Here is a 19,045-nt window from a genome sequence, read left to right as displayed (position 1 = left end):
CTCTCGGTACGCTGTCGAGCACGGTTGTCTCGACGCGAGGAGCGGACGATGGATTTCAAGAACCTGGCCGACCGGGCGCTGGATCTCGCCCGGCAGAACGCCGACAAGGTCGACGACGTGGTCGACAAGGCCGGTGACCTGGTGGACGACAAGACCGGGGGGAAGTACGCCGAGAAGGTGGATGCGGCGCAGGACGCGGCGAAGAAGGCTGTGCGCAAGGAGAACTGAGCGCTACGACGGAGCCCGGCACCCCTGTCGAGGTGCCGGGCTCCGTCGTGTTCCGGGTGTTACTTGGTGGCCCACTGGGTGGTGCCGGGCGGGGCGTTGAGCGTGTTGATGAGCTCGATGCCCGCCATGACCAACGCCGGGCCACCCGCGATGAGGGTGCCGATGATGCCGCCGATCGCGGCGCCCGCCGTCACGCTGGCGATCACCGTCGGGCCGCCGATGATGCCGGTCAGCCCGATCAGCGCGCCGATGGCGGTGCCGATGAAGCCGCCGATGGCGGTGGCGAGGCCGAACTGCGTGAGGAAGGCGTCCTGCGCGCGCAGGTTCTCCACCGGCGAGGCCACCGGCATCGCCCGCGCCGGCCGCGCCGCCGCCTCGTTCTTCACCGGGGTCAGCTCGAGCACCCGGTTGTCCTCGCGCAGCGCGTGCGGCAGCGGATACTCGGTGGCGCCCTGCCGGATCGCCAGCGGCAGCGATACCAGCACGGCGCCGTTCGCGTCCTTGACCTCGACGTTCTCACCGGTCACCGCGAAGGTGCCGTTCGTCAGCGCGGTGACGACCTTCCCGTCCACCATCTTCACCTCGTACCCGACGTCGGGCGTCGGCGTGTCGGCGTGTACGACGCCTGCCCCGACCGTGACGACGGTGAGCAGCGGTGCGATGACCGCGGCGATTGTGCGCAGAATCATTCCAGGGTCCCATCTCCAGCACGTATGGGTGGCGCGCACTGCCGCACGACGGATTCCTATCCCCCCGGAATGCGGAATGCAGCCACGAATCAAGCCTGTGAACAGCTACTCCCGAGACAACCGTACCCCGCGTTACGGCTCTCGACACCCCGATTCCCCGGGTATGTTTTCGCCCCCAACGGCAGGGTTGCCGCCATAGCCGGGGTCTATCGTCGCACGCCGCACGGCACACCAGGTTGCGGCTCCGCGCGGTCGGCGTGTCGGAACCCATCGGTTCCGGCTCCGGCCCGCGCCCGCCGCGCCGCGGTGCTGCCGCGCGCGATATCTTCTAGGGAGAGCGGGGCGGGTGATCGGAGGGGGAATCATGGTACGGATCACGGACTTCATGGGGCGGGTGGGGGAGTACCTGCCGGGGAACGACCGGGTCGGCGAGGCGCTGGGCAGGCGGGTCGGGCAGGTCTTCGACACCACCGTGGACACCTCGGACGCGCAGCGGGACGCGCAGGACGAGGGGAATCGGTCGCGGGAGCGGATCTACTCGGAGAACGCGGGGCTGAGTTCGGGGTTCACCGGTGAGTTCGCGCCGCAGGTGCTCGGACCGGGGGTGATGGAGAACTTTCTCGGGATGTCGCACGAGGAGATCATGCGGTTCGTGCAGTCGATCGAGCCGGGGGAGATGTACGAGAGCGTGAGCTCGTGGCGGCAGCTGGCCGAGGATACCGCAAACGCGGCCAAGGCATTTCGGGCCGCTATTCTCGCGCAGGTCAACGCCGGGTGGACCGGGCTGGCCGCGGAGAGCGCCAAAGCGAAGGTCACGGAGTACGTGACCCATATGGACGGACTCGAGCAGGCGGCGCTGCTGGTGGCGAACAAGGTGGAGGAGGCGTACTCCGGGTTCAACCAGGTGGTGGCGCAGATGCCGCATCCGCCGGAGCAGCCGGGGTCGATCACCTCGGCCGTCGTCGGCGCCATTCCGGTGGTGGGGTCGAGTGCGAGCGCCGCCATGTCCATGGCGTACGAGGGGCGGTCGGAGAATGCGCAGAATCGGGCGCGCGAGGTGATGGACACCGTCTACAAGCCGGTGGCGACGCAGTCGGACACGAATGTGCCGCGGATTCCGGGGCCGGCGGTGCCCGGTGCGCAGGCCCCGTCGGGGCCGGGCGCGTCCGTCGACAGCCCGAGCGGCCCCGGTACGCCGACCGGCACCGCGGGCAGCCCGTCGGCCACCGGCGACCCGGACCAGAAGAACGAGGACGGTACCGATCCGGGCCAGGACCCGTCGGCCGCCGACGACACCGGCACCGGCACGGACACCGAGGACGACACCACCGCGACCGATACCACGCCGACCGGCACCTCGACCGATCAGCAGGCCGCGCCGACCTCGACGGTGCCGTCGAGCACGGTGCCGTCGAGCGCCACGCCGACCTCGGCCGACCCGGCCCGCACCGGAACCCCGGCCGGCCCGGGGAGCCCGGGCTCGCCGGGCACGCCCGCGGTGCCGCCAGCCCCCGGGCGCAGCATCCCGGGCACCGTGCTGCCGGATCAGGCGGCGGCCGCCGCGGCGGCGCGCACGGCGAACCCGGCGGCGAGCCGGAGCGGGATGATGGGGATGCCGATGTCCGGCGCGCGCGGTAAGGGTGACGACGACCGGGAGCACGAAATCCCCGACTACCTGCGCCGGGTGCAGGAGGAGTTGCTGCCGCAGGACCACAGGACGGTGCCGCCGGTGATCGGGGACGACTGATGCCGAACGCCTGGCGGCTCAGCGCGCTGGAGTTCCACGTGGCGTGGCGGGCCATGGACCGGGACCGGCTGCCCTTCCCGCTCACCCTGACCACGACCGCCGCCACCGAATTCGAGTTCGAGCAGCAGCGGGCCGCCGCCGCGGGGGCGCTCTACGAGCGGCTGCGCGTGGACGACACCATGTTCCGAGCGCTGCACGCGCTGGTGGAGCCGCTGGTGCGGGTGGAGCTGCTCGGGCACCTGCCCGGCGAGCGGCGGCTGCGCCTGAGCGCGGGGATCGACAACGATCTCGGCGCGCTCGCCACCCAGCAGGAGGACGGCTCCGTCGTGCTCTCGCTGCGGTCGCACGCGCACGTGGTGCGGCGGGTGCTCGCGGTACTGCCGGAGTGCCCGCCCGGCACCGGCCCCGGATTCCGGGCGCACCCGGAGGAGCTGCGCCCCGACGCGAACGGCCTGCGCGGGCGCTCGCACAGCCTGAGCCTCCGGGACCGGGCGGTGCGGCTGCTGGAGGGGCCGCACCGCTGCTACACCGAGATCCGGGTCGATATCGGGCCGGCGCTGGACGGGTGGCAGGAGGGTGGTGAGGTGCTCCAGGTCGTCGACAGCGAGGACGGGCGCTACCTCGTCACCCGCACGCACGTGGTCGAGGCGGTGCCGGGAACGCCGGAGCGGCTCGCCGCCGAGCTCGGCTCGCGCGTCGAGGTCGCGCTGGAGCAGGCCCGCGAGCCATTGCGCCGGTGAGTCGTTGCGCCGGTGAGTCGTTGCGCCGCTGATCGGCGGAGGCCGCCGCGCCGGCGTCGGCCGCGGGAGCGGCGTGGACGGGCGGGGAGACGGCTCGGCCGTCCGGCGGCGCGCTGTTCATAGCGCCAGCGTCAGCGCCACCGAACCCGCGCAGACCGCGACGACGATCGCGATGGCGACGGCATCCGCCCGCCCCGGCGCGCTGGGATGCGCGGTCAGCATGCCCGTGCCCCCGCGCGCGGTGATCGCCTCACCCAGCTCGGCGGCCCGCCGGGTCGCCACCGCCATGGCGGCGGTGAGGATGTCCACCAGCGGGTTGTCATCGGCCCGCGGCACCACCCCGGTGCGCGGCCGCAGCCGCCGCGCCGCGCGCAGCACCCGGATCTCCTCCAGCAGCAGCGGCAGGCTGCGCAGCGTGAGCGCGACGACGACGGCCCACTCGTCCACCGGCATCCGCAGCCGGCGCAGCGGCTTCCCGAGCTTGGCCAGCGCGGGCGCGATCTCGCCCATGGGCGTGGTCCAGGCGATCAGGAACGACGCCGCGACCAGGATCGCGCCGAAGGCGAAGATCTGCAGGTAGCGCAGCACCGCGCCGGCCCCGATGGGCAGATTGAGCAGCGCACCCGCCAGCACCAGACCCCAGAACCACCACGGCAGCCGCGGCAGCGTGCGCAGCGGCAGCCGCGCGACCGCCCCGATCACCACGAGGAACACCACGAGCGCGCCGAGCACCGGCCAGGCCGGCAGCACCATGAGTACCAGGCTGATCAGGAACGCCGCGATCATCTTGGTCCCGGCCCAGAGCCGGTGCACCGGGCTGTCGCCGGGCACCCGGCGGAAGAGCACCAGGCTCATCGCTGCCCTCCGTCCAGGCCGAGCGCGGTGCCGGGCCGCAGCCGTGGCGCCGGCGCGGGCACCGGGTCGTGCGCGGTCTCCGGGATGCGCCCCTGCTCGAGGTGCACGGTGCGGTCGCAGACCGCCGCCATGTCGTCCACATCGTGCGAGATGACGATGAGCGTGTGCCCGGCATCCCGCAGCCGGGCCAGCAGCTCGACGATATCGGCGCGCCCCTGCGGGTCGAGCCCGGCGAGCGGCTCGTCGAGCACCACCACCTGCGGCCCGCTCGCGACGATGGCCGCGAGCACCACCCGCTTGGCCTGCCCGCCGCTCAGCTCCTCGATCGAGCGCGCGGCCATCGCCCGATCCAGCCCGACCGCGTCCAGCGCCCGCCCGACCGCACCGGAGCCGGTGGCGCGGCCACCCCAGTCCGCGATCTCCTCGCCCACCCGCTGCCGCTGCAGCTGCAACCGGGAGTGCTGGAAGGCCAGCGCGACCCGCCCGATCTGCCCGCTCACCGGCTTGCCCGCGAGATCGCAGCGGCCGGAGCTCGGCTCGACCAGCCCGGCCATGATCCAGGCCAGCGTCGACTTGCCCGAGCCGTTCCCGCCCACGATGAGCAGCGCCTCGCCGCGGCGAACGGTGAGGTCGACGCCGTGCAGCGCGGGCGCCTCCCACGGGGTGCCGCGGTTGTAGGAATGCCGCACGCCGCGCAGCTCGAGCACCGGCGGGCCCATGGGCGCGCTGCGCCGGTCGTCGGCGGGGCGGCGCCAGCTGGGCAGGTGCTCGACGGTGCGGCCGTCGGCCAGGTGCACCACCCGGTCGGCGGCCGCGGCGTCGGCCTCGTGGTGCGTCACCAGCACCACGGCCATGGGGTGCCGCCTGGGCAGCCCGCCGAGCAGCGCGACCAGCTCGCGCCTGCCCTGCGGGTCGATCATCGAGGTGGCCTCGTCGGCGATGAGCAGCGCGGGGCGCCTGGCCAGCGCCGCGGCCACCGCGAGGCGCTGCTGCTGGCCGCCGGAGAGCGCGGCGGTCTCCCGCTCGCCGAACCCCGCCAGCCCGACCTCGGTGAGCAGCGCGTCCACATCGACCTCGGCCGCGCGCTCGGCGGAGAGTCCCCACACCACGTCGTCGGCGACCAGCACGCCGAGCGTCTGGCTCTCCGGCCGCTGCAGCACCAGCGCCGTCCCGCCCAGGTGCCCCAGCCCGGCCGAGCCGGGGCGGGAGACCGCGCCCGCGGTCGGCGGCCTACCCGCGAGCAGCCTGGTCAGCGTGGACTTCCCGGAGCCGTTGTGCCCGACGACGGCGACGAACTCGCCCTCCGCCACGGTGAGGTCGATGCCGTGCAGCGCGTCGGCGGTGGCGCCGGGGTAGCGGTAGGCGACGCCGTGCAGCCGCACCGGCAGCGGCGCGATCGGGCGGTCGTCCGGCGGGGCGTCCAGCCGGTCCCGGCTCGGCAGCCAGGCCAGCCGGTCGAGCACCGCGCCGAGCACGTACCAGGAGAGCACGGCGGCGGCCAGCATGCCCGCCAGCACGCTGCACCCGATGAACACCCACCACCAGCGCAGCACCAGGTCGGCGCCATCGGCGATCCACCGGCCGACCGCCTCGGACCAGGACTGCCGCGCGGTGAGATTCGCCAGCCCGCGGCTGGTGTTGCGGATGGTGTCGAAGAAGAGTTCGCGCAGCGGCGCGAAGAGAAACAGCATGCCGATCGAGAACGCCGCCCAGACCACCCCGGTCAGCGTGGCGAGGCCGAGCACCGTGAACAACCCGCCGCCGCGGCGCTTGACGATGCCGATGATGCCGCCGAGCGTGGCGGTCGCCGCCAGCCCGACGGCGGGGGTGACTCCGGCGGCGACGAAGGTCACCAGCGCGGCGGCCACCGAGGCGGTGGCGAGCGCGCGCAGCCGGTAGCGGTGCGCGATCATGCCGAGCGGCACCGCGGCCACCATCTGCAGCGCGGCCGCGAACGGCACCACCGCGCCCACCGTGATCAGCCCGACCGTCATGCCGCCGAGTACCGCCCCCGTCGCCAGCTCGATGGGGCGCAGCGGGCCGTGCGCCGCGGCGTCTGCGCTCGGGGACAGTTCGGTCACGGGACAAGTCTGCCAGCCACGTAGGGCTTGCATCCATGCGCATGTACGCATATTTTGGACCGGTGGGACACGATCACGCACACGGACCTGGGCTCGCACACGCGGAGAGCGCCTCCGCGAAGTACGTCGTGCGGCTCGCGCTCGCACTCGGTATCGGGCTCGCGGTCATGCTGGCCGAGGGCGCCGTCGCCATCGCCACCGGCTCGCTGGCGCTGCTCTCCGATGCCGCGCACGTCTTCACCGACGTGCTCGGTATCGCCATGGCGCTCACCGCGATTCTCTTCGCCAAGCGCAGCAGGCCCACCTTCAGCCGCACCTTCGGCTACTACCGGGCCGAGGTCTTCGCCTCGCTGACCAACGCGCTGCTGCTCTTCGGGGTCGCGGGTTACGTGCTCTACGAGGCGATCTCGCGGCTCGGCGAGCCGCCGGAGGTGCCCGCGGTGCCGGTGCTGATCGTCGGGCTGATCGGCCTGGTCGCCAATATCGCCGCCTTCCTGCTGCTGCGCTCGGGCGCGGCGGAGAGCCTCGCGGTGCGCGGCGCCTACCTGGAGGTGCTCGCCGACCTGCTCGGCTCGATCGGCGTGCTGATCTCGGCGATCGTCACGCTCACCACCGGCTGGCGGTACGCGGACATGATCGTCGGCGTCGCCATCGGGCTCTGGGTGCTTCCCCGCACCTACCTGCTGGCCAAGCGGTCGCTGCGGATTCTCTTCCAGCACAGCCCGGAGGAGCTGGACGTCGCCGAGGTCGCCGCGGCGCTCGGTGGCCTGGAGGGCGTCGCCGATGTGCACGACCTGCACGTCTGGACGCTCACCTCGGGCATGGAGGTCGCCTCCGCGCACATCACGACCGCCGCGGGCTACTCCGGCGACGACGTGCTGCGGGCCGCGCAGCACGTGCTCGGCGAGCGCTTCGCGATCGAGCACGCGACGCTCCAGGTGGAGAGCACCGACAGCGCCAAAAGGTGCTCCGAGCTGTCCTGGTGAGCATCGATCCGGCCATCCGGCGCACCCCGGCCGCCCCGCCCGGACATAATGTCCGGCGTGGGGCGGGTACTCGATGCGGGAGTCCGCGATTGGAATTTTCCGCGCGGAGTCGCGAGCGTGGCGCTGATGGCAGGCTACGCCGCGGACCACGGCGTGCCCGCGACCGTCGCGCTCGCGGGCACGCCACTCACCCCCGCCCTCGTCCGTGACCCGGACGCGCAGATCGACGCCCGCACCGAGCTCGCCGTCGTGCGCAACCTGGTGCGCGCCTTCGACGATCACCCCGAGCTCGGGGTGCGGGTGGGGTCGCGCTACCGCATCACCACCTTCGGCATCTTCGGCTTCGCCTGCGTGAGCAGCCCGACGCTCGGCGAGGCGATCGAGTTCGCGCTGCGCTACCTGGAGCTGTCCTTCACCTTCTGTATTCCGGTGGCGCACTGGAGCGGTGGCGAATTCGTCGCGGTGATCCACGACGAGGCGGTCCCCGCCGACGTGCGGCGCTTCCTGGTCGAGCGCGACGTCACCGCCATGCACCGCATGCTGAGCGACCTCATCGGCCACCCGCTCCCGCTCACCAGGGCCGAATTCCACCACCCCGCTCCGCTCGACCCCGCGCCGCTGCGCGCGGTCACCGGCATCGCCCCCGCCTTCGGCCGCCCGGAGAACCTGTTCGCCATCGACCCGCGCGTGCTCGACCAGCCGCTCCCGCTGGCCGACCCGACCACCTGGGCCATGTGCCTGGCCCAGTGCCGCGACCTGGTGCACCGCCGCCGCGCCCGCTCCGGGATCGCCGCCGAGGTCAGGGCCAGGCTGGTGCCCGGCGACGCGGTCGGCTTCACCGCGCCGCCCGGAATCGACGCCGTGGCACGGGATCTCGCCATGAGCACCCGCACCCTGCGGCGCAAGCTCGACGCCGCGGGCACCAGCTACCGCGCCCTCCTCGACGAGGTGCGCCTGGCGCTCGCGGAGGAGATGCTCACCGCGACCCCGCTGTCCGTGAGCGACGTCGCGATCCGGCTCGGCTACGCCGAATCGTCCACCTTCATCCACGCTTTCAAGCGCTGGACCGGCACCACCCCGGCCGTCTACAGAAGAGTTCGGCCCGGCTCCGAACGGGGCTCGTAAGACTCGCCCCCGTGCGATCTAGGCTCCTTCGCCGCGGCCGCGGCGGCTGCCGGTGTAGGCGATCTCGCGGATGCGGCCCACCGCCCTCGGCACCATGACCACGTTCTGCGGGGCGTTCAGCATGGGGTCGAAGTAATCGGTGCGCTGCTCGGCAGGCTCGGCGAGGCGCAGCGCGATGGTGGCGATGTGTTGCTTGGACACGCCGAACCCGGAGGCGTAGAGCCGGAAGGTCACCTGGTGCTCGCGCAGATGCTCGGCGAGGTCGGCGATGGCGGCCGACTCCGGCTGGCCCGGTTCCGGCTCGGCGAAGATCCACATGGGTGTGGAGTCGCCGAAGCGGTACGGGACCAGGCTGCCGTACCGCGCGCTGGCCCAGCCCCTGGTCAGCGTCACCAGCAGCCGCCCGACCAGGCTCTCGCCGGTGGTCGCGAGCGCGAAATCCCACGGCTTGTCGTCGTGGTCGAGCACCCGGAAGGCGAGGCCGAGCACGTCCGGCCAGCCGCTCGGGGTGCCCGCGCCCTTGGAGAGCCGCGCGATCACCGCGCGCTCGCCGGCGCCGAAGAGCGCCTCGAACTCGGGCTCGGCGTGCAGCCTGCCCGCCAGCTCCAGGCCGTCCGGGTGGAAGACCCTGGCGTGCCGCAGCCGGGCGCCGACGGCGAAGGCGCCGCGCAGCGCGGCCGCTGGGAACTCGGCCACCTTGGCGACCGGGGCGGCGGGGGAGGTGAGAGTGGGCAGCGTAAGGCTCGGCATGCTCGGCCCTTTCCATCGGTGCGGGCAGCGTCGTCGCTGATTCCTCCCCCGGTTGCCCCGCGCCAGGAGCGGTAAACGGCGCGGCTCAGTCCGGCTGGACGCTGATCCGGCCGCCCGCCGGGACCGTCCGGAAGTGCGTGACCAGGCGATATCCCCCGTCCTCCGCGCGGTCGATCAGGTGCAGCGCGTACCCGGGGTCGGGTGCGTAGTCCATGACGTGGTCCGGCGCATCCAGCTCCCACGCACCGCGCAGCACCGATGCCGTGCTCGGGCCGACCACCAGCGGCTTGCCCGCGAAGAGCGTGCTGATCGGGGAGTGCGCGTGCCCGGTGAGCACCCCGGCGATCCGGCCGCTGCCCGCCACGATGGCGGCCAGCGGCGCCGGGTCGGCGAGCGCGATGGAGTCGACGATGGGGCTGTGCACCCGGACCGGCGGGTGGTGCAGCGCCAGCAACACCGGGCCGTCGCCGTCGGCGAGGGTGGCGCGCAGCCAGTCGTAGGTGGCGACGCTCAACCGGCCGGCCGGCTCCCCGGGCACGCTGGAGTCGAGCAGCACGACGGTCAGCTCGCCGACCCGGTGCGCCTGGTTCAGCGGGGCGTCGGAGGGGTGGGTGCCGAGCAGGTCGGCGCGGAGCGCGGCGCGGTCGTCGTGGTTGCCCGCCGCGACGAAGAGCGGCAGTTCCGTGCGCAGCGCCCGCGCGGCCTGCGCGTACTGCTCCGGCTTGCCCGCGTCGGTGATGTCGCCGGTGTGCACGATCGCCGCGGGCGGGAGCCGGAGCTCGGAGAGGTGGGCGAGGACCCGCGCCGCCCGCTCGGCATTGCGGGCGCCGAGATCGAAGTGGGTGTCGCTGACCTGGGCCACCAGGATCATCGGCGTATCGCCTTCCGCGGAAGACCGCATCGTTGCGTCGGGAGCCGCCCGGACACCGGGCTCTTCCAGGCTAAGGCAAGGGGGTTATTCGGGACCACGGTGAGGTGGGACACGCTCGGCGAGGAGGTGGTCGGGGTTGCCTGTCACCCCGGGCAGGGCGGCCCAGAAGTCCGGCCCCGGATCGGCGGTGAGGTCGAGCGGCTCCGGTTCGTGCTCGAGCCGCAGTTTCCACGAGTGCAGGGCCGTGCGCGGCTCCGTCCCGCTCCGGTCGAAGAGCGGGTCGCCCACCAGGGCGTTTCCGATCCAGGCCAGGTGCACGCGGATCTGGTGCCGCCGCCCGGTGATCGGGCGCACTACGAGCAGGGCCCGCTCACCGTCGCGGTGCACAGTGTGGAAATGCGTGGTCGACGGGTAGTTCTTGCCGGGCAAGATCTCGCTGTCCGCCACCGACCAGCGATCCCCGGTACGCCGGATAGCCTCGCGCGGCGCCGCGATCCGCACCCGGTTCTTCCGCCCGACCGCGAGCGGCAGCTCGATCACCCCGTCGTCCGGCAGCTCGGCGCCGGTCACCACCGCGAGGTACGACTTCGCCGCCGTGCGTGCGGCGAACTGCCTGGTGAGCGGGGCGTGCGCGGCGAGTTCGCGAGCCAGCAGCACCAGCCCGGAGGTCACCTTGTCGATCCGGTGCACCGGGTAGAGCGTCTCGCCGGCAGCCGCGGCGAGCTCGACCAGGTCGGTGTCGTGCCGCTCCCCGGTCACCGAGATCCCGGCGGGCTTGTTCAGCGCGAGCACCGCGTCGTCCTCGAAGAGCAGGCACGTGCGCCGCAGGGTTGCCCAGTCGGCGGCCATCAGCGCCGTTCGCGGAGGCGCAGCACGTGTGGCCGCAGCCGGTTGAAGCCGCGCACCCGGACGCTGCGCAGGTGCCGGATGGAGTACTGCGGCTCGTCGGCCAGTGCGCTCGCCGTCGCGTCGTCGATCAGGACCGTGCCCGGCCGGGCCACGCCGGTGAGCCGGGCGGCGATGTTCACCACGGACCCGTAGAGGTCGCCGAACCGTTGCAGTGCGGGCCCGTAGGCGACGGCGACCCGCAGCTCCGGCGTGCCGCCGACCATCATGGTCGACTCCTGGACCGCGAGCGCGATCTTCGCCGCCTGCAGCGGCGTCTCCGCCGCGAACATCACCTCGTCGCCCACGTTCTTGATCACCCACCCGCCGTTCTGCGTGATCGCCGCCGTGGTCGTCGACTCGAACGCCTCCAGCAGCATGCCCAGCTCGTCCGGGTGCAGATGCCTGGTCAGCCGGGTGTACCCCACCATGTCGGCGAACCCGACCGCCAGCGTCCTGGTGCTGTCCTCGCTCCCGCCGTTCCCGTCCAGCGACCGGGTGATCGCCGCGGCCAGATGCCGCCGCCACGCGTACTTCTGCAGCTCCTCGAACTGCGCAACCGCCGATTCGGTTGCCGCGCGCACACTCTCGGCCGACCCGTCGGCGCGCTCCAGGATCTCCGACGCCACCAGCTCGGCCTGCCACTCCGCCAGCCGCGCCATGCTCTGCCCGAGCGTGCGCGCCGCCGCCGCGGCCGCCCGCGGATCGGTGTCCTCGAAGACCGCGAGCCCGCGGAACCCGCGCACCGCCGCGACGTCGGCATCGGTGTACTCCACCGCGTCGTCCGGCCCCGCCGGGAAGCCGAGCGCGCCCCACAGCCGCCGCGTCGTCTCCGGCTCGACCCCGGCCAGCTCCGCGACCTTCGTGCGGTCGTACCGCCGCTCGCCGTCGAGCAGGTACGTCTCGATGATCGCCCGGGCCTGCTCGGAATTCTCGGTGGAGACCATGGGGTAACCCTACGGTGCCGGGTGGTCGGTCCGGGAGGGCTCGTGAGAGGTCACTGTCCCGCCCACCGGTGCCCGGGTTCCAACCGAACCGACCCCTCGACCAGATGCATCGCCACGCCGGAATCGTGCCGGAGCCCGCCGCCCTCGCTCGCGGCGGCGAGCCCCGCATCCCGGCCTAGGCCTGAACGACCTCGACCCGCGTCAGCGCGTTGAACGAGTCGCACGCCGCCCACGACTGGTTCTGCCCGTACTGGACGGGCCCGTACTTCCAGTACGTGAACGGCACCGGCCAGGCCACGCAGGTGAGCTTCACCTGATGCCACGTCGGCAGTTCGCAGTTCGCCATTCCGCCGGTGTTGAAGATGTTGTAGACGCGGCAGTTCGCCTGCCAGACGGGCACATCCGCCTGCGCGGTGCCGCTCCCGGCGAGCACCGCCGCTGCGGTTGCGGTGGCGACGGCGGCACTCGCGGCGAGCCGCTTCACAGAACGCATCTCGAACCTCCTGAGTCGATGTTGTCTGGAAGATCGCTGGCAGTTCTCAGATGTTACTCAGGAAGGTTATCGAGGCTGCGCATTGTTCGATGCTGAGTATGAGCTCGGGTGTCCGCTCACCGAGCGGTACCGCCGGACCGTGTCCGCTGGCTCGACGCACCACCCGGCGGCACCCTCGCAGCTGCCCGGACTACCGATGTCTTCCGGCGGAAGCCGGGTGCCGCACCTTCGCTGTGCCCTCGCCCTGGCTCCGCAAACAATCGATGGCGGTCACGCGGCGGGCAGCAGCGTGACGAGTTCGACGGTGGTGCCGCTGCCGTCGACGCTGACCCTGGCCTCGTCGACGAGCGCGGCGATCAGCTCCAGGCCGCGCCCGCGCAGCGGGTCGCCTGTTCCCGGTGCGGGCGGGATCCAGGTTCCGTTGTCGTGAATGGTGATCCGGATGGTGGTGGCGTCGGCGGTGGCCTCGAGCCGGATGGGACTCCGGTCGCTGTCGTGCCCGTGCTCGATGGCGTTGGTGCATGCCTCGCCCGCGGCGAGCAGCAGGTCGTAGACGTGGCCGGGATCGGGGAGGAGCGCGGTGAGCCACTGGCCGAGCTGCTTGCGCACCGCGGCCAGCTCGCGCGGGGCCGCGGGGAATCGGATCGTCAGTGCCGGCACGTCACCGTCTGTCGCGGTCAGGACATCACCCCTCTTCTCTGGAGCGGAGCTATCCGGTGGCGGGTCCGCGCACCGGCCGTTCGGGGTGGCGCTCGCGGCACATGGGGATGTCCTGCCGCGGTGTGGGGTCAGGCGGTCGCGGCGGCCGGTTCGTCGAGCGCCTGCTTGCGGAGCCGGGTGAGGACGCCGGTCAGGATCCGGGAGACCTGCATCTGGGAGACGCCGATCGCGGCCGCGATCTGGTTCTGGGTGAGCCCGTCGCGGTAGCGCCAGATGAGCACCTGCCGGTCGCGTTCGGGGAGCGCGGCGAGCAGCGGGCCGATGGTGATGGCGTCCTCGACCAGGGTGAAGCCGGGGTCGGGGGCGGCGAGGTTGTCCAGCACCGAGCCGACGGCGTCGCCGTCGTCGTTGCGCCGTCCGGCATCGACCGATTCGCTCTGGTAGGCGTTGCGCGCGATGAGCGCCTGGGTGACCTGGACGAGGTCGACGCCGAGTTCGGTGGCGATCTCGCGGGCGGTCGGCATGCGGTCGAAGCGGTGGGCGAGCGCCTCGATCGCGGGCGCGAGGTGCTGCTGGAGCTCCTTGGTGGCGCGCGGGACCCGCACCGCCCAGGTCTTGTCGCGGAAGTGCCTGCGCACCTCGCCCATCACGGTGGGAATCGCGAAGGCCAGGAACGGGACACCCTTGCCGACGTCGAAGCGGTCCACCGCCTGCACCAGCCCCACCATCGCGACCTGGATCAGGTCATCGATGTTCTCCCCGCGCCCGGCGAAGCGCATCGCGATGTGCTCGGCCAGCGGCAGGGCGGCAGTGATGATGTCGGCGCGCAGCCGGTCGCGGTCGGCGCCGGTGCCGGGCAGCGCGGCCAGTTCGGTGAAGCGGGGTTCGAGGTTTTCGTAATCGGCCTTCCCGGCGCCGCTGCGGCGGGCGAACTCGGCGTACGTGGTCGTGGTCTTCTGGCTCGTCACAGTGGACGCCTTCCGGCCGAGCACGCGAACACGAAGGCTCGCGAGCGATGTTCTCGCTGCTTACCCGCGCTCAGGACAGCCAAACCCGGTGGAGTGCGCTGGTACGGGCCGATCTGACCCTGACCCTCACCAAGACGCAGTTGCTCGGCGCGCTGGCCGGGGTCTGCCTCGACGGCGTCGAGGCTACTCGCCGACTTCACCGGGCTGCTCGCCACCGCTGACCCCGGTTCCCCACCGCCACCCTTTGAACGCCGCGGCGGTGCCCGGCCCGCACGTGCGCGGCACCGCCGCGGGCCGGGGCTCAGCCCAGCAGCTTCGCCTTGGCCGCGGCGAACTCGGCGTCGCTGAGCGCGCCCGAGCCGTGCAGCCGGTCCAGCTCGGCGAGGCGCGCGACGAGGTCACCGCCGGGCGCCGGGGCAGGCGCGGGCGGGGCGTAGCTCTGCTGCTCGGCATAGGCGCGCTGCTCGGCCGAGCGGCGCGTGGCGCGGGCGTTGACCGCGTTCGAGGTGGCGGTCGCGGTACCCGCGACGATCGCGGTCCGCGCGACGGTGCCGAGCAGCCCCGGCCTACCGAAACGTGCTGCGCGCAGGGGCATCTCGAGTCCTTTCGTAGAGGCGGATCAGTCGGCGGCCGCGGCCAGCGCGACCTCGACGGCATCGCGGGGGACCTGCACGTGCAACGTCACCTCGCCGTCGGCGGCGCGGACCCGGTCGGCCAGCTCGCGCGCCCAGGTCTGTTCGTAGACCACCACCACCGCGGTACAACCGGGCCGCAGCCCGGCCCGCACCACCTCGAGGTCGGCGTCGCTGACCAGGTCGATGTCGGCGGCGGTCAGCCCGGTCACGCCCACCTGCGCGAGATCGTCCTCGATCTCGCGCTCGGTGATCACGCCGTGCTCGTCCATCGCCACCACGATGAGATCCAGCACCGTGACCAATCCGCCCGCGGCGACACGGGCCAGCAGCTCCGACAGCGCGGCGTCGGCACGCGCGGCCGGGAAGGTGAACGCGACGAACTCGACCGGGCCGAGACCAATGGTTGCGGACATGGTCCCATCCTCGGACGTGCTCGCTGTCCGCACATCACCCGAATCGGGTGAGCCAGCCCGTCCGCCGCGCACCCATGGTCGAGTGGTGCGGACCCTGATCCTCGGCGGCGACGGCTTCTGCGGCTGGCCGCGCGTACCTGGTCACCGACTGGATCGGGAACGCGCCGAGTACGACGCCGCCCGCCTCGCCCGGGACGGACCACCCGGGGCCGGAATTGGTCAAGTCCAAATGCGTGGTGTAGCGGGAACGGTCTCCGCGTGATCGGGGTGGGTCGGGCGGTCAGTTCGGCAGGGGCCAGTCGTAGGGTTCCGGCGCCCATCGGGTGCCGGGTTTGGCTTCCATTCGTCTGGCAGACGTTGTGGCTTAGCACGATTGGCCGCCCGGCACCCCTCGGCGACTCGGCCGTCGACTCCCTACACAGCGATGATTTCGCAATTTTACAACTATTTTGGAAACGCGCTTGCCAGTCGCATCCCTCTTAATTAGCTATAACCCTCATTCGGTAAAGCGTAGACTATTGAATTGTTCAATATGGTTGGCGCTGGTATTCCACGCCGATTGCGTGCTTTACTCTAGGTCCGCTACAAGTGGAACTCGACGTATCACCCGCCACGAGTACAAACGTCCGCGCTGCTCCAGCGCCACCATCATGACCTCCGATACCACGACATCGACCCCGTCGATCGTCGTGTTCATCGTCTCCGCGGTTGCCGCTGCTCTCGCCTGTAGATCCTCGAAGATCGGGTAGGCGATGGTGACGTGAGGTGGGGACGACGAGTCTTTCACCCGTGCATCAGGAAAGACGGAGAGTGTCGCCGCTCGTAGCGTGTCCCGGAGGGAACGAACAGATTCGGCAGGCGAGACGGCGAAGCCAACCGCACCGCGAAGATTGGTCATCTGGTCGAACGTGAGCGTGATCGGTCCCTGATCCCCGCAGACCCGGCGGGCTGCCTCCGCGATCGATGCACGCTGCTCCGGGGTGCTGGCGCCGTCGTGGGCGATTCGATCAAGCGTGAGATGAAGTTCGTCGGCCGGCGTCGCATCGAAGAAGGCCGGATCGATCGCCTGCTGGCAGGTCTTTGTCAGCGCATGAAGTTCCGGCGCGTCACCGAAGGTCAGGAACCAGTAGTGGCCGAGCGGGCCGGTGTGCCCTTCACGCAGGTGCAGGTGCGCATCGTCGGTCGTACTCGTCATCGCTCCTCGTGGCCGCTCGCTAGTACGTCCTCTACCGTCCGCAGTTCCGGCGTCGGTCCCCACCGGGCCGCAGCATCCCGCACGAACTCCGACCCCCGCCGCTGAACTTGCAGCATGAGGTTACCGCGCGCCGGTGTCAGCGCTTCGTGCATGACTGCCACCGCGGCGTCCAGGTCAGCGTCCTCGCTGAGAACATGCGACCGCGCCACGTCGATCATCACCAGGGAACGGCCCCACGGAGAGTTCTCGTCGCTCATCTCCGACAGAGCCAGTCCGGCGTAGTGCTCGACCCGGTCCGGCTTCGCCAGCGACAGATAGGCCGTGGCGGCGTTGCCCGCGATCTGCGCTGGGCTGTAGCTCTCCAGCGAGATACTGGACGGCACTCCGACCGGCGTGTCAGGTCCCGGCAGCAGTTCATATGCCCTGTCGACCGCACGGTGCACGCCATCGACATCACCGAGTTTGCCGCTGGCACGGGCAACGCCATTGATCGCCAACCGGACGCCCTGGGGTCCGGCCGCAGTTCGTGCAAGGCCATCCTCCGCGTAGTGCAGTGCCTCGGCGAAGCGACCCGCATAGTATTCGCAGAAGCTTTGCATCCCACGTGCCCACGCTGCGAGATTGTCGTCCTGGGCGTAGTCGCCGAGCAGGTAGGACTCCTGGCAGTAAGCCCGCGCCAGCGAGAACTGAGCACAGCCAACTCCGATGTAGCCGAGCAGGCCGGAGGTCATACTGGCGACCTCGTACAGTCGACTCCGTGTTGCTGGATGCCCACAGTCATCGATCAGTTCGTCCAGCCAGGCGCGTTGATTTCTGAGCGGCGCGACCAGGATGGCCGGATCGAGAATCTCGTACTGAGCGATAGTCCGGTAGGTGCTGTCATAAAGCTGGTCAAATACGTCGAGATCGATGGTGCGATTCAGCTTTTGGAGACGACTGAGCACGGTGAGCAATTCATCGGAGATGCCAAAGTCGAGAGGGGCGGGCGTGTCGGGATCGCCGAGCGTGACGTCCAGCGGTGAAGCCGCCGCAGGCGCGAGCTGCTCCGTGCGATTGTTTTCCAGCGCACGGTGTCGATCCCGCCACGCCGCTTCGCCTTCGGCCACGATTTGCTCGAACCTGGCCCGGTCGTCTTCGGATGCCCGCGATTGGTAGGCTGTATCCAGAATCGCCTGAGTGTTGGAACGCGGGACAACCATGCTCAGTCCGCTGCGCCAGTTGGCGATCGTGGTGGTATCCACGCCGAGCAGGGCCGCGAAGTCACGGACCGACTTCCTCATGGCCTCCTGCAATGCGGCTGCTTCAAAGCCGGTCCATTCCCGCCCTCGTACCATCGCCCTCTACCTAATTTTGTAGTCCTGACCTGGGCAAACCCCTACCAAAGACCAACAGTACCCCAACAAACACCCAGTCCGGGCCAAACCCCCTGTGGGCCAGAGTCGAAGGCGGTACCCGGTACCGGGCTGACGCCTGGAACCCCCGTCCGGCGCACTGGCCCGCCAGGGTGGCAGGCCGGTGGCGAAACGCCCCCGGTGCCGGGTACCTCCGCCAATTTCGCTTGTTCTGCCACGGAGTATTCCGGTGACTACGAATTCGCTTGCCATGTACCACCTCATCGCTATGACGCGGCAGGAAGCCCACGCCACACCGGTCTCGCCGTTCACCGTCGAACAGGCGCACCAGATCATGCAGTTCCACGTGGCCTGCCGGGCGAATCGGTGCCCGCGAAAAGCCGCCGCGCTATCCAGACTGGTAGAGGCCGGACGGGTGGTGCCCAGCACCACGAAGCCGCGGTGATCGGCGATGACCTTCACCCCGGACAACGATCCCTCTCAACCCGACGCGGTGCCAGATCGGTCTCTCCCTGAACTGTTGCCTTCATCAGAGATGTTCCTGGCGTCGTTCGCGGGAGTTCGGCCGGTCACTGGCATCGACATCCTCGATCCCGCCTTCGACCTGGTGGGCTGTCAGCGTGAGGAACGAGTCGCCGAAGAAATCCTGACGGATGAAACCGCTTCTCTCGATGAACTCCGCACAGCGGGCCGGAGCCTGGCAGCCGCCCGCGCGGACATCAGCATGCTGGTCACGATCATCAACGAGGCGGTGCGTGACCGGCTCGAGGCGCGGCATCACCGCGATCCCAACACGCCGCTGGCACCGTCCATCCCTGCGTACCGCCCGACCAGCGTGGTGGTCCGTACCGAATCGGTCGGCGATGTCGCTGCTCGGATGGCCGAACTGTGGGAGCTCCTCGATGCCCGCGAACCGGACGAGCTTGATCCGCCCGAAGCGGTGCTGCTGAGCGAGCTGTGTGACGGCTACGACGCGCTGGCGGCTGAGATCGAAGCTGGACGACGGATTCCGGCGGGGGTGTGAGATATGCCGACATGGCTGAATCTACTGCTCGTCGGCGTGGCGGGTGTCGCCGCGATCTCGCTGCTCGTCGGCGTCATGATGCTTGCTACCAGCCTGGGCCGCGATCCGCACAGCACGAGCCCGGCCCGCCCGGCGCCCGGCGGCGATGCGGCATCTATACCACCGACCGTCGAGGCAGCATCGGATATCTGGCCGCACTCCTGGACGCACGAGGGGCCCGACACCCCTCTCACTGCTGACGAGGCGCATCGCGAGATGCAGATCCACCGCGGCTGCCGTCTGGATGAGTGTGCCCGCAAGGCTTCCGCTTTCAGGACGCTGATCAAGGCCGGGCGGGTGACACCGGATTCAGGGCGGATGCCGTACTGAACAGCGCGCGAGTCACGAGATGCACCGGGCCG

General features: G+C 71.0%; 23 protein-coding genes. 8 read left to right on the top strand and 15 right to left on the bottom strand.

Annotation, left to right across the window (positions count from 1 at the left end; all coding sequences use genetic code 11):
• Window positions 1-48 precede the first annotated feature (48 nt).
• Window positions 49-228: an antitoxin gene (locus tag NH2_RS01840; RefSeq protein WP_067647069.1), complete on the top strand. Its 180-nt coding sequence runs from the start codon at window positions 49-51 to the stop codon at window positions 226-228.
• Window positions 229-287: 59 nt separating this feature from the next.
• On the opposite strand, the gene NH2_RS01835 is transcribed toward NH2_RS01840, so the two are convergent.
• Window positions 288-917: a DUF8020 domain-containing protein gene (locus NH2_RS01835; RefSeq protein ID WP_067647064.1), complete on the bottom strand. Its 630-nt coding sequence runs from the start codon at window positions 915-917 to the stop codon at window positions 288-290.
• 364 nt (window positions 918-1,281) lie between these two features.
• On the opposite strand from NH2_RS01835, the gene NH2_RS01830 reads away from it, so the two are divergent.
• Together NH2_RS01830 and NH2_RS01825 are read left to right on the top strand one after the other, a co-directional pair.
• Complete coding sequence (locus tag NH2_RS01830; protein ID WP_084505133.1) at window positions 1,282-2,664, top strand: PPE domain-containing protein; 1,383 nt, start codon at window positions 1,282-1,284, stop codon at window positions 2,662-2,664.
• Window positions 2,664-3,404: an ESX secretion-associated protein EspG gene (locus NH2_RS01825; RefSeq protein ID WP_067647058.1), complete on the top strand. Its 741-nt coding sequence runs from the start codon at window positions 2,664-2,666 to the stop codon at window positions 3,402-3,404. The genes NH2_RS01830 and NH2_RS01825 overlap by 1 nt, the downstream gene beginning before the upstream one ends.
• Before the next feature lie 117 nt (window positions 3,405-3,521).
• On the opposite strand, the gene NH2_RS01820 is transcribed toward NH2_RS01825, so the two are convergent.
• Entirely contained in the window at window positions 3,522-4,259 is a 738-nt protein-coding gene (locus tag NH2_RS01820) for an energy-coupling factor transporter transmembrane component T family protein (RefSeq protein WP_067647055.1), read from the bottom strand.
• Window positions 4,256-6,331, bottom strand: a complete 2,076-nt coding sequence (locus tag NH2_RS01815; RefSeq protein WP_067647656.1) for an ABC transporter ATP-binding protein — start codon at window positions 6,329-6,331, stop codon at window positions 4,256-4,258. The genes NH2_RS01820 and NH2_RS01815 overlap by 4 nt, the downstream gene beginning before the upstream one ends.
• A 71-nt stretch (window positions 6,332-6,402) precedes the next feature.
• Between NH2_RS01815 and NH2_RS01810 the strand changes: the two genes are divergently transcribed.
• A complete protein-coding gene (locus NH2_RS01810) occupies window positions 6,403-7,326 on the top strand; it encodes a cation diffusion facilitator family transporter (RefSeq protein ID WP_067647053.1) in 924 nt (307 codons plus the stop codon).
• Window positions 7,327-7,452: 126 nt separating this feature from the next.
• The gene (locus NH2_RS01805) at window positions 7,453-8,451 is read left to right on the top strand and encodes an AraC family transcriptional regulator (RefSeq protein ID WP_245650377.1); all 999 of its coding nucleotides are present in this window, start codon (window positions 7,453-7,455) and stop codon (window positions 8,449-8,451) included.
• Between the two features lie 18 nt (window positions 8,452-8,469).
• On the opposite strand, the gene NH2_RS01800 is transcribed toward NH2_RS01805, so the two are convergent.
• The 7 genes from NH2_RS01800 to NH2_RS01770 all read right to left on the bottom strand — a co-directional run bounded on the left by NH2_RS01800 (window position 8,470) and on the right by NH2_RS01770 (window position 14,025).
• Window positions 8,470-9,201, bottom strand: coding sequence for a phosphodiesterase (locus NH2_RS01800; protein ID WP_245650376.1), 732 nt, complete (start codon window positions 9,199-9,201; stop codon window positions 8,470-8,472).
• Between the two features lie 85 nt (window positions 9,202-9,286).
• Complete coding sequence (locus NH2_RS01795) at window positions 9,287-10,072, bottom strand: metallophosphoesterase (protein WP_067647049.1); 786 nt, start codon at window positions 10,070-10,072, stop codon at window positions 9,287-9,289.
• Between the two features lie 84 nt (window positions 10,073-10,156).
• Window positions 10,157-10,921, bottom strand: coding sequence for an RluA family pseudouridine synthase (locus NH2_RS01790; protein WP_067647045.1), 765 nt, complete (start codon window positions 10,919-10,921; stop codon window positions 10,157-10,159).
• Window positions 10,921-11,904: an adenylate/guanylate cyclase domain-containing protein gene (locus NH2_RS01785; protein ID WP_067647044.1), complete on the bottom strand. Its 984-nt coding sequence runs from the start codon at window positions 11,902-11,904 to the stop codon at window positions 10,921-10,923. Before NH2_RS01785 ends, NH2_RS01790 begins: the two co-directional genes overlap by 1 nt.
• Before the next feature lie 175 nt (window positions 11,905-12,079).
• Window positions 12,080-12,397 (bottom strand): hypothetical protein, encoded by a 318-nt coding sequence (locus NH2_RS01780; protein ID WP_067647041.1) that lies wholly within the window; start codon window positions 12,395-12,397, stop codon window positions 12,080-12,082.
• A gap of 270 nt (window positions 12,398-12,667) precedes the next feature.
• Entirely contained in the window at window positions 12,668-13,057 is a 390-nt protein-coding gene (locus NH2_RS01775) for an ATP-binding protein (RefSeq protein ID WP_067647038.1), read from the bottom strand.
• Window positions 13,058-13,185: 128 nt separating this feature from the next.
• The gene (locus tag NH2_RS01770; RefSeq protein ID WP_067647036.1) at window positions 13,186-14,025 is read right to left on the bottom strand and encodes a SigB/SigF/SigG family RNA polymerase sigma factor; all 840 of its coding nucleotides are present in this window, start codon (window positions 14,023-14,025) and stop codon (window positions 13,186-13,188) included.
• A 47-nt stretch (window positions 14,026-14,072) separates the two neighbouring features.
• On the opposite strand from NH2_RS01770, the gene NH2_RS28525 reads away from it, so the two are divergent.
• A complete protein-coding gene (locus tag NH2_RS28525; RefSeq protein WP_157103560.1) occupies window positions 14,073-14,246 on the top strand; it encodes a hypothetical protein in 174 nt (57 codons plus the stop codon).
• An 80-nt stretch (window positions 14,247-14,326) separates the two neighbouring features.
• Here NH2_RS28525 and NH2_RS01765 read toward each other — a convergent pair whose 3' ends face one another.
• From NH2_RS01765 to NH2_RS01745, 5 genes are all read right to left on the bottom strand, one after another.
• Window positions 14,327-14,620, bottom strand: a complete 294-nt coding sequence (locus tag NH2_RS01765; protein ID WP_067647032.1) for an SHOCT domain-containing protein — start codon at window positions 14,618-14,620, stop codon at window positions 14,327-14,329.
• Window positions 14,621-14,644: 24 nt separating this feature from the next.
• Window positions 14,645-15,073, bottom strand: coding sequence for a DUF6325 family protein (locus NH2_RS01760; protein WP_067647030.1), 429 nt, complete (start codon window positions 15,071-15,073; stop codon window positions 14,645-14,647).
• A 34-nt stretch (window positions 15,074-15,107) separates the two neighbouring features.
• Entirely contained in the window at window positions 15,108-15,302 is a 195-nt protein-coding gene (locus tag NH2_RS01755; protein ID WP_067647028.1) for a hypothetical protein, read from the bottom strand.
• A gap of 339 nt (window positions 15,303-15,641) precedes the next feature.
• Window positions 15,642-16,268 (bottom strand): 2'-5' RNA ligase family protein, encoded by a 627-nt coding sequence (locus tag NH2_RS01750; protein ID WP_067647026.1) that lies wholly within the window; start codon window positions 16,266-16,268, stop codon window positions 15,642-15,644.
• Window positions 16,265-17,602, bottom strand: a complete 1,338-nt coding sequence (locus tag NH2_RS01745; protein ID WP_501193500.1) for an NsdA family TPR-like regulatory protein — start codon at window positions 17,600-17,602, stop codon at window positions 16,265-16,267. Before NH2_RS01745 ends, NH2_RS01750 begins: the two co-directional genes overlap by 4 nt.
• Before the next feature lie 469 nt (window positions 17,603-18,071).
• Between NH2_RS01745 and NH2_RS01735 the strand changes: the two genes are divergently transcribed.
• Window positions 18,072-18,644 (top strand): hypothetical protein, encoded by a 573-nt coding sequence (locus NH2_RS01735; RefSeq protein ID WP_157103558.1) that lies wholly within the window; start codon window positions 18,072-18,074, stop codon window positions 18,642-18,644.
• Between the two features lie 3 nt (window positions 18,645-18,647).
• The gene (locus NH2_RS01730) at window positions 18,648-19,013 is read left to right on the top strand and encodes a hypothetical protein (RefSeq protein WP_067647016.1); all 366 of its coding nucleotides are present in this window, start codon (window positions 18,648-18,650) and stop codon (window positions 19,011-19,013) included.
• Window positions 19,014-19,045 lie beyond the last annotated feature (32 nt).

The sequence above is a fragment of the Nocardia harenae NBRC 108248 genome, assembly GCF_001612885.1.
In the GTDB taxonomy this organism is placed as follows: domain Bacteria; phylum Actinomycetota; class Actinomycetes; order Mycobacteriales; family Mycobacteriaceae; genus Nocardia; species Nocardia harenae.
Note: the sequence above shows the minus strand (reverse complement) of the source record. Positions and strands in the feature narration are given on the sequence as shown.

Excerpts from the sequence above, each read along its gene's own strand:
- NH2_RS01840 (WP_067647069.1), top strand. The coding sequence starts at position 49 with ATGGATTTCAAGAACCTGGCCGACCGGGCGCTGGATCTCGCCCGGCAG.
- NH2_RS01835 (WP_067647064.1), bottom strand. The coding sequence starts at position 917 with ATGATTCTGCGCACAATCGCCGCGGTCATCGCACCGCTGCTCACCGTC.
- NH2_RS01830 (WP_084505133.1), top strand. The coding sequence starts at position 1,282 with ATGGTACGGATCACGGACTTCATGGGGCGGGTGGGGGAGTACCTGCCG.
- NH2_RS01825 (WP_067647058.1), top strand. The coding sequence starts at position 2,664 with ATGCCGAACGCCTGGCGGCTCAGCGCGCTGGAGTTCCACGTGGCGTGG.
- NH2_RS01820 (WP_067647055.1), bottom strand. The coding sequence starts at position 4,259 with ATGAGCCTGGTGCTCTTCCGCCGGGTGCCCGGCGACAGCCCGGTGCAC.
- NH2_RS01805 (WP_245650377.1), top strand. The coding sequence starts at position 7,453 with ATGGCAGGCTACGCCGCGGACCACGGCGTGCCCGCGACCGTCGCGCTC.
- NH2_RS01800 (WP_245650376.1), bottom strand. The coding sequence starts at position 9,201 with ATGCCGAGCCTTACGCTGCCCACTCTCACCTCCCCCGCCGCCCCGGTC.
- NH2_RS01795 (WP_067647049.1), bottom strand. The coding sequence starts at position 10,072 with ATGATCCTGGTGGCCCAGGTCAGCGACACCCACTTCGATCTCGGCGCC.
- NH2_RS01790 (WP_067647045.1), bottom strand. The coding sequence starts at position 10,921 with ATGGCCGCCGACTGGGCAACCCTGCGGCGCACGTGCCTGCTCTTCGAG.
- NH2_RS01785 (WP_067647044.1), bottom strand. The coding sequence starts at position 11,904 with ATGGTCTCCACCGAGAATTCCGAGCAGGCCCGGGCGATCATCGAGACG.
- NH2_RS01780 (WP_067647041.1), bottom strand. The coding sequence starts at position 12,397 with ATGCGTTCTGTGAAGCGGCTCGCCGCGAGTGCCGCCGTCGCCACCGCA.
- NH2_RS28525 (WP_157103560.1), top strand. The coding sequence starts at position 14,073 with ATGTTCTCGCTGCTTACCCGCGCTCAGGACAGCCAAACCCGGTGGAGT.
- NH2_RS01765 (WP_067647032.1), bottom strand. The coding sequence starts at position 14,620 with ATGCCCCTGCGCGCAGCACGTTTCGGTAGGCCGGGGCTGCTCGGCACC.
- NH2_RS01760 (WP_067647030.1), bottom strand. The coding sequence starts at position 15,073 with ATGTCCGCAACCATTGGTCTCGGCCCGGTCGAGTTCGTCGCGTTCACC.
- NH2_RS01750 (WP_067647026.1), bottom strand. The coding sequence starts at position 16,268 with ATGACGAGTACGACCGACGATGCGCACCTGCACCTGCGTGAAGGGCAC.
- NH2_RS01745 (WP_501193500.1), bottom strand. The coding sequence starts at position 17,602 with ATGGTACGAGGGCGGGAATGGACCGGCTTTGAAGCAGCCGCATTGCAG.
- NH2_RS01735 (WP_157103558.1), top strand. The coding sequence starts at position 18,072 with ATGACCTTCACCCCGGACAACGATCCCTCTCAACCCGACGCGGTGCCA.
- NH2_RS01730 (WP_067647016.1), top strand. The coding sequence starts at position 18,648 with ATGCCGACATGGCTGAATCTACTGCTCGTCGGCGTGGCGGGTGTCGCC.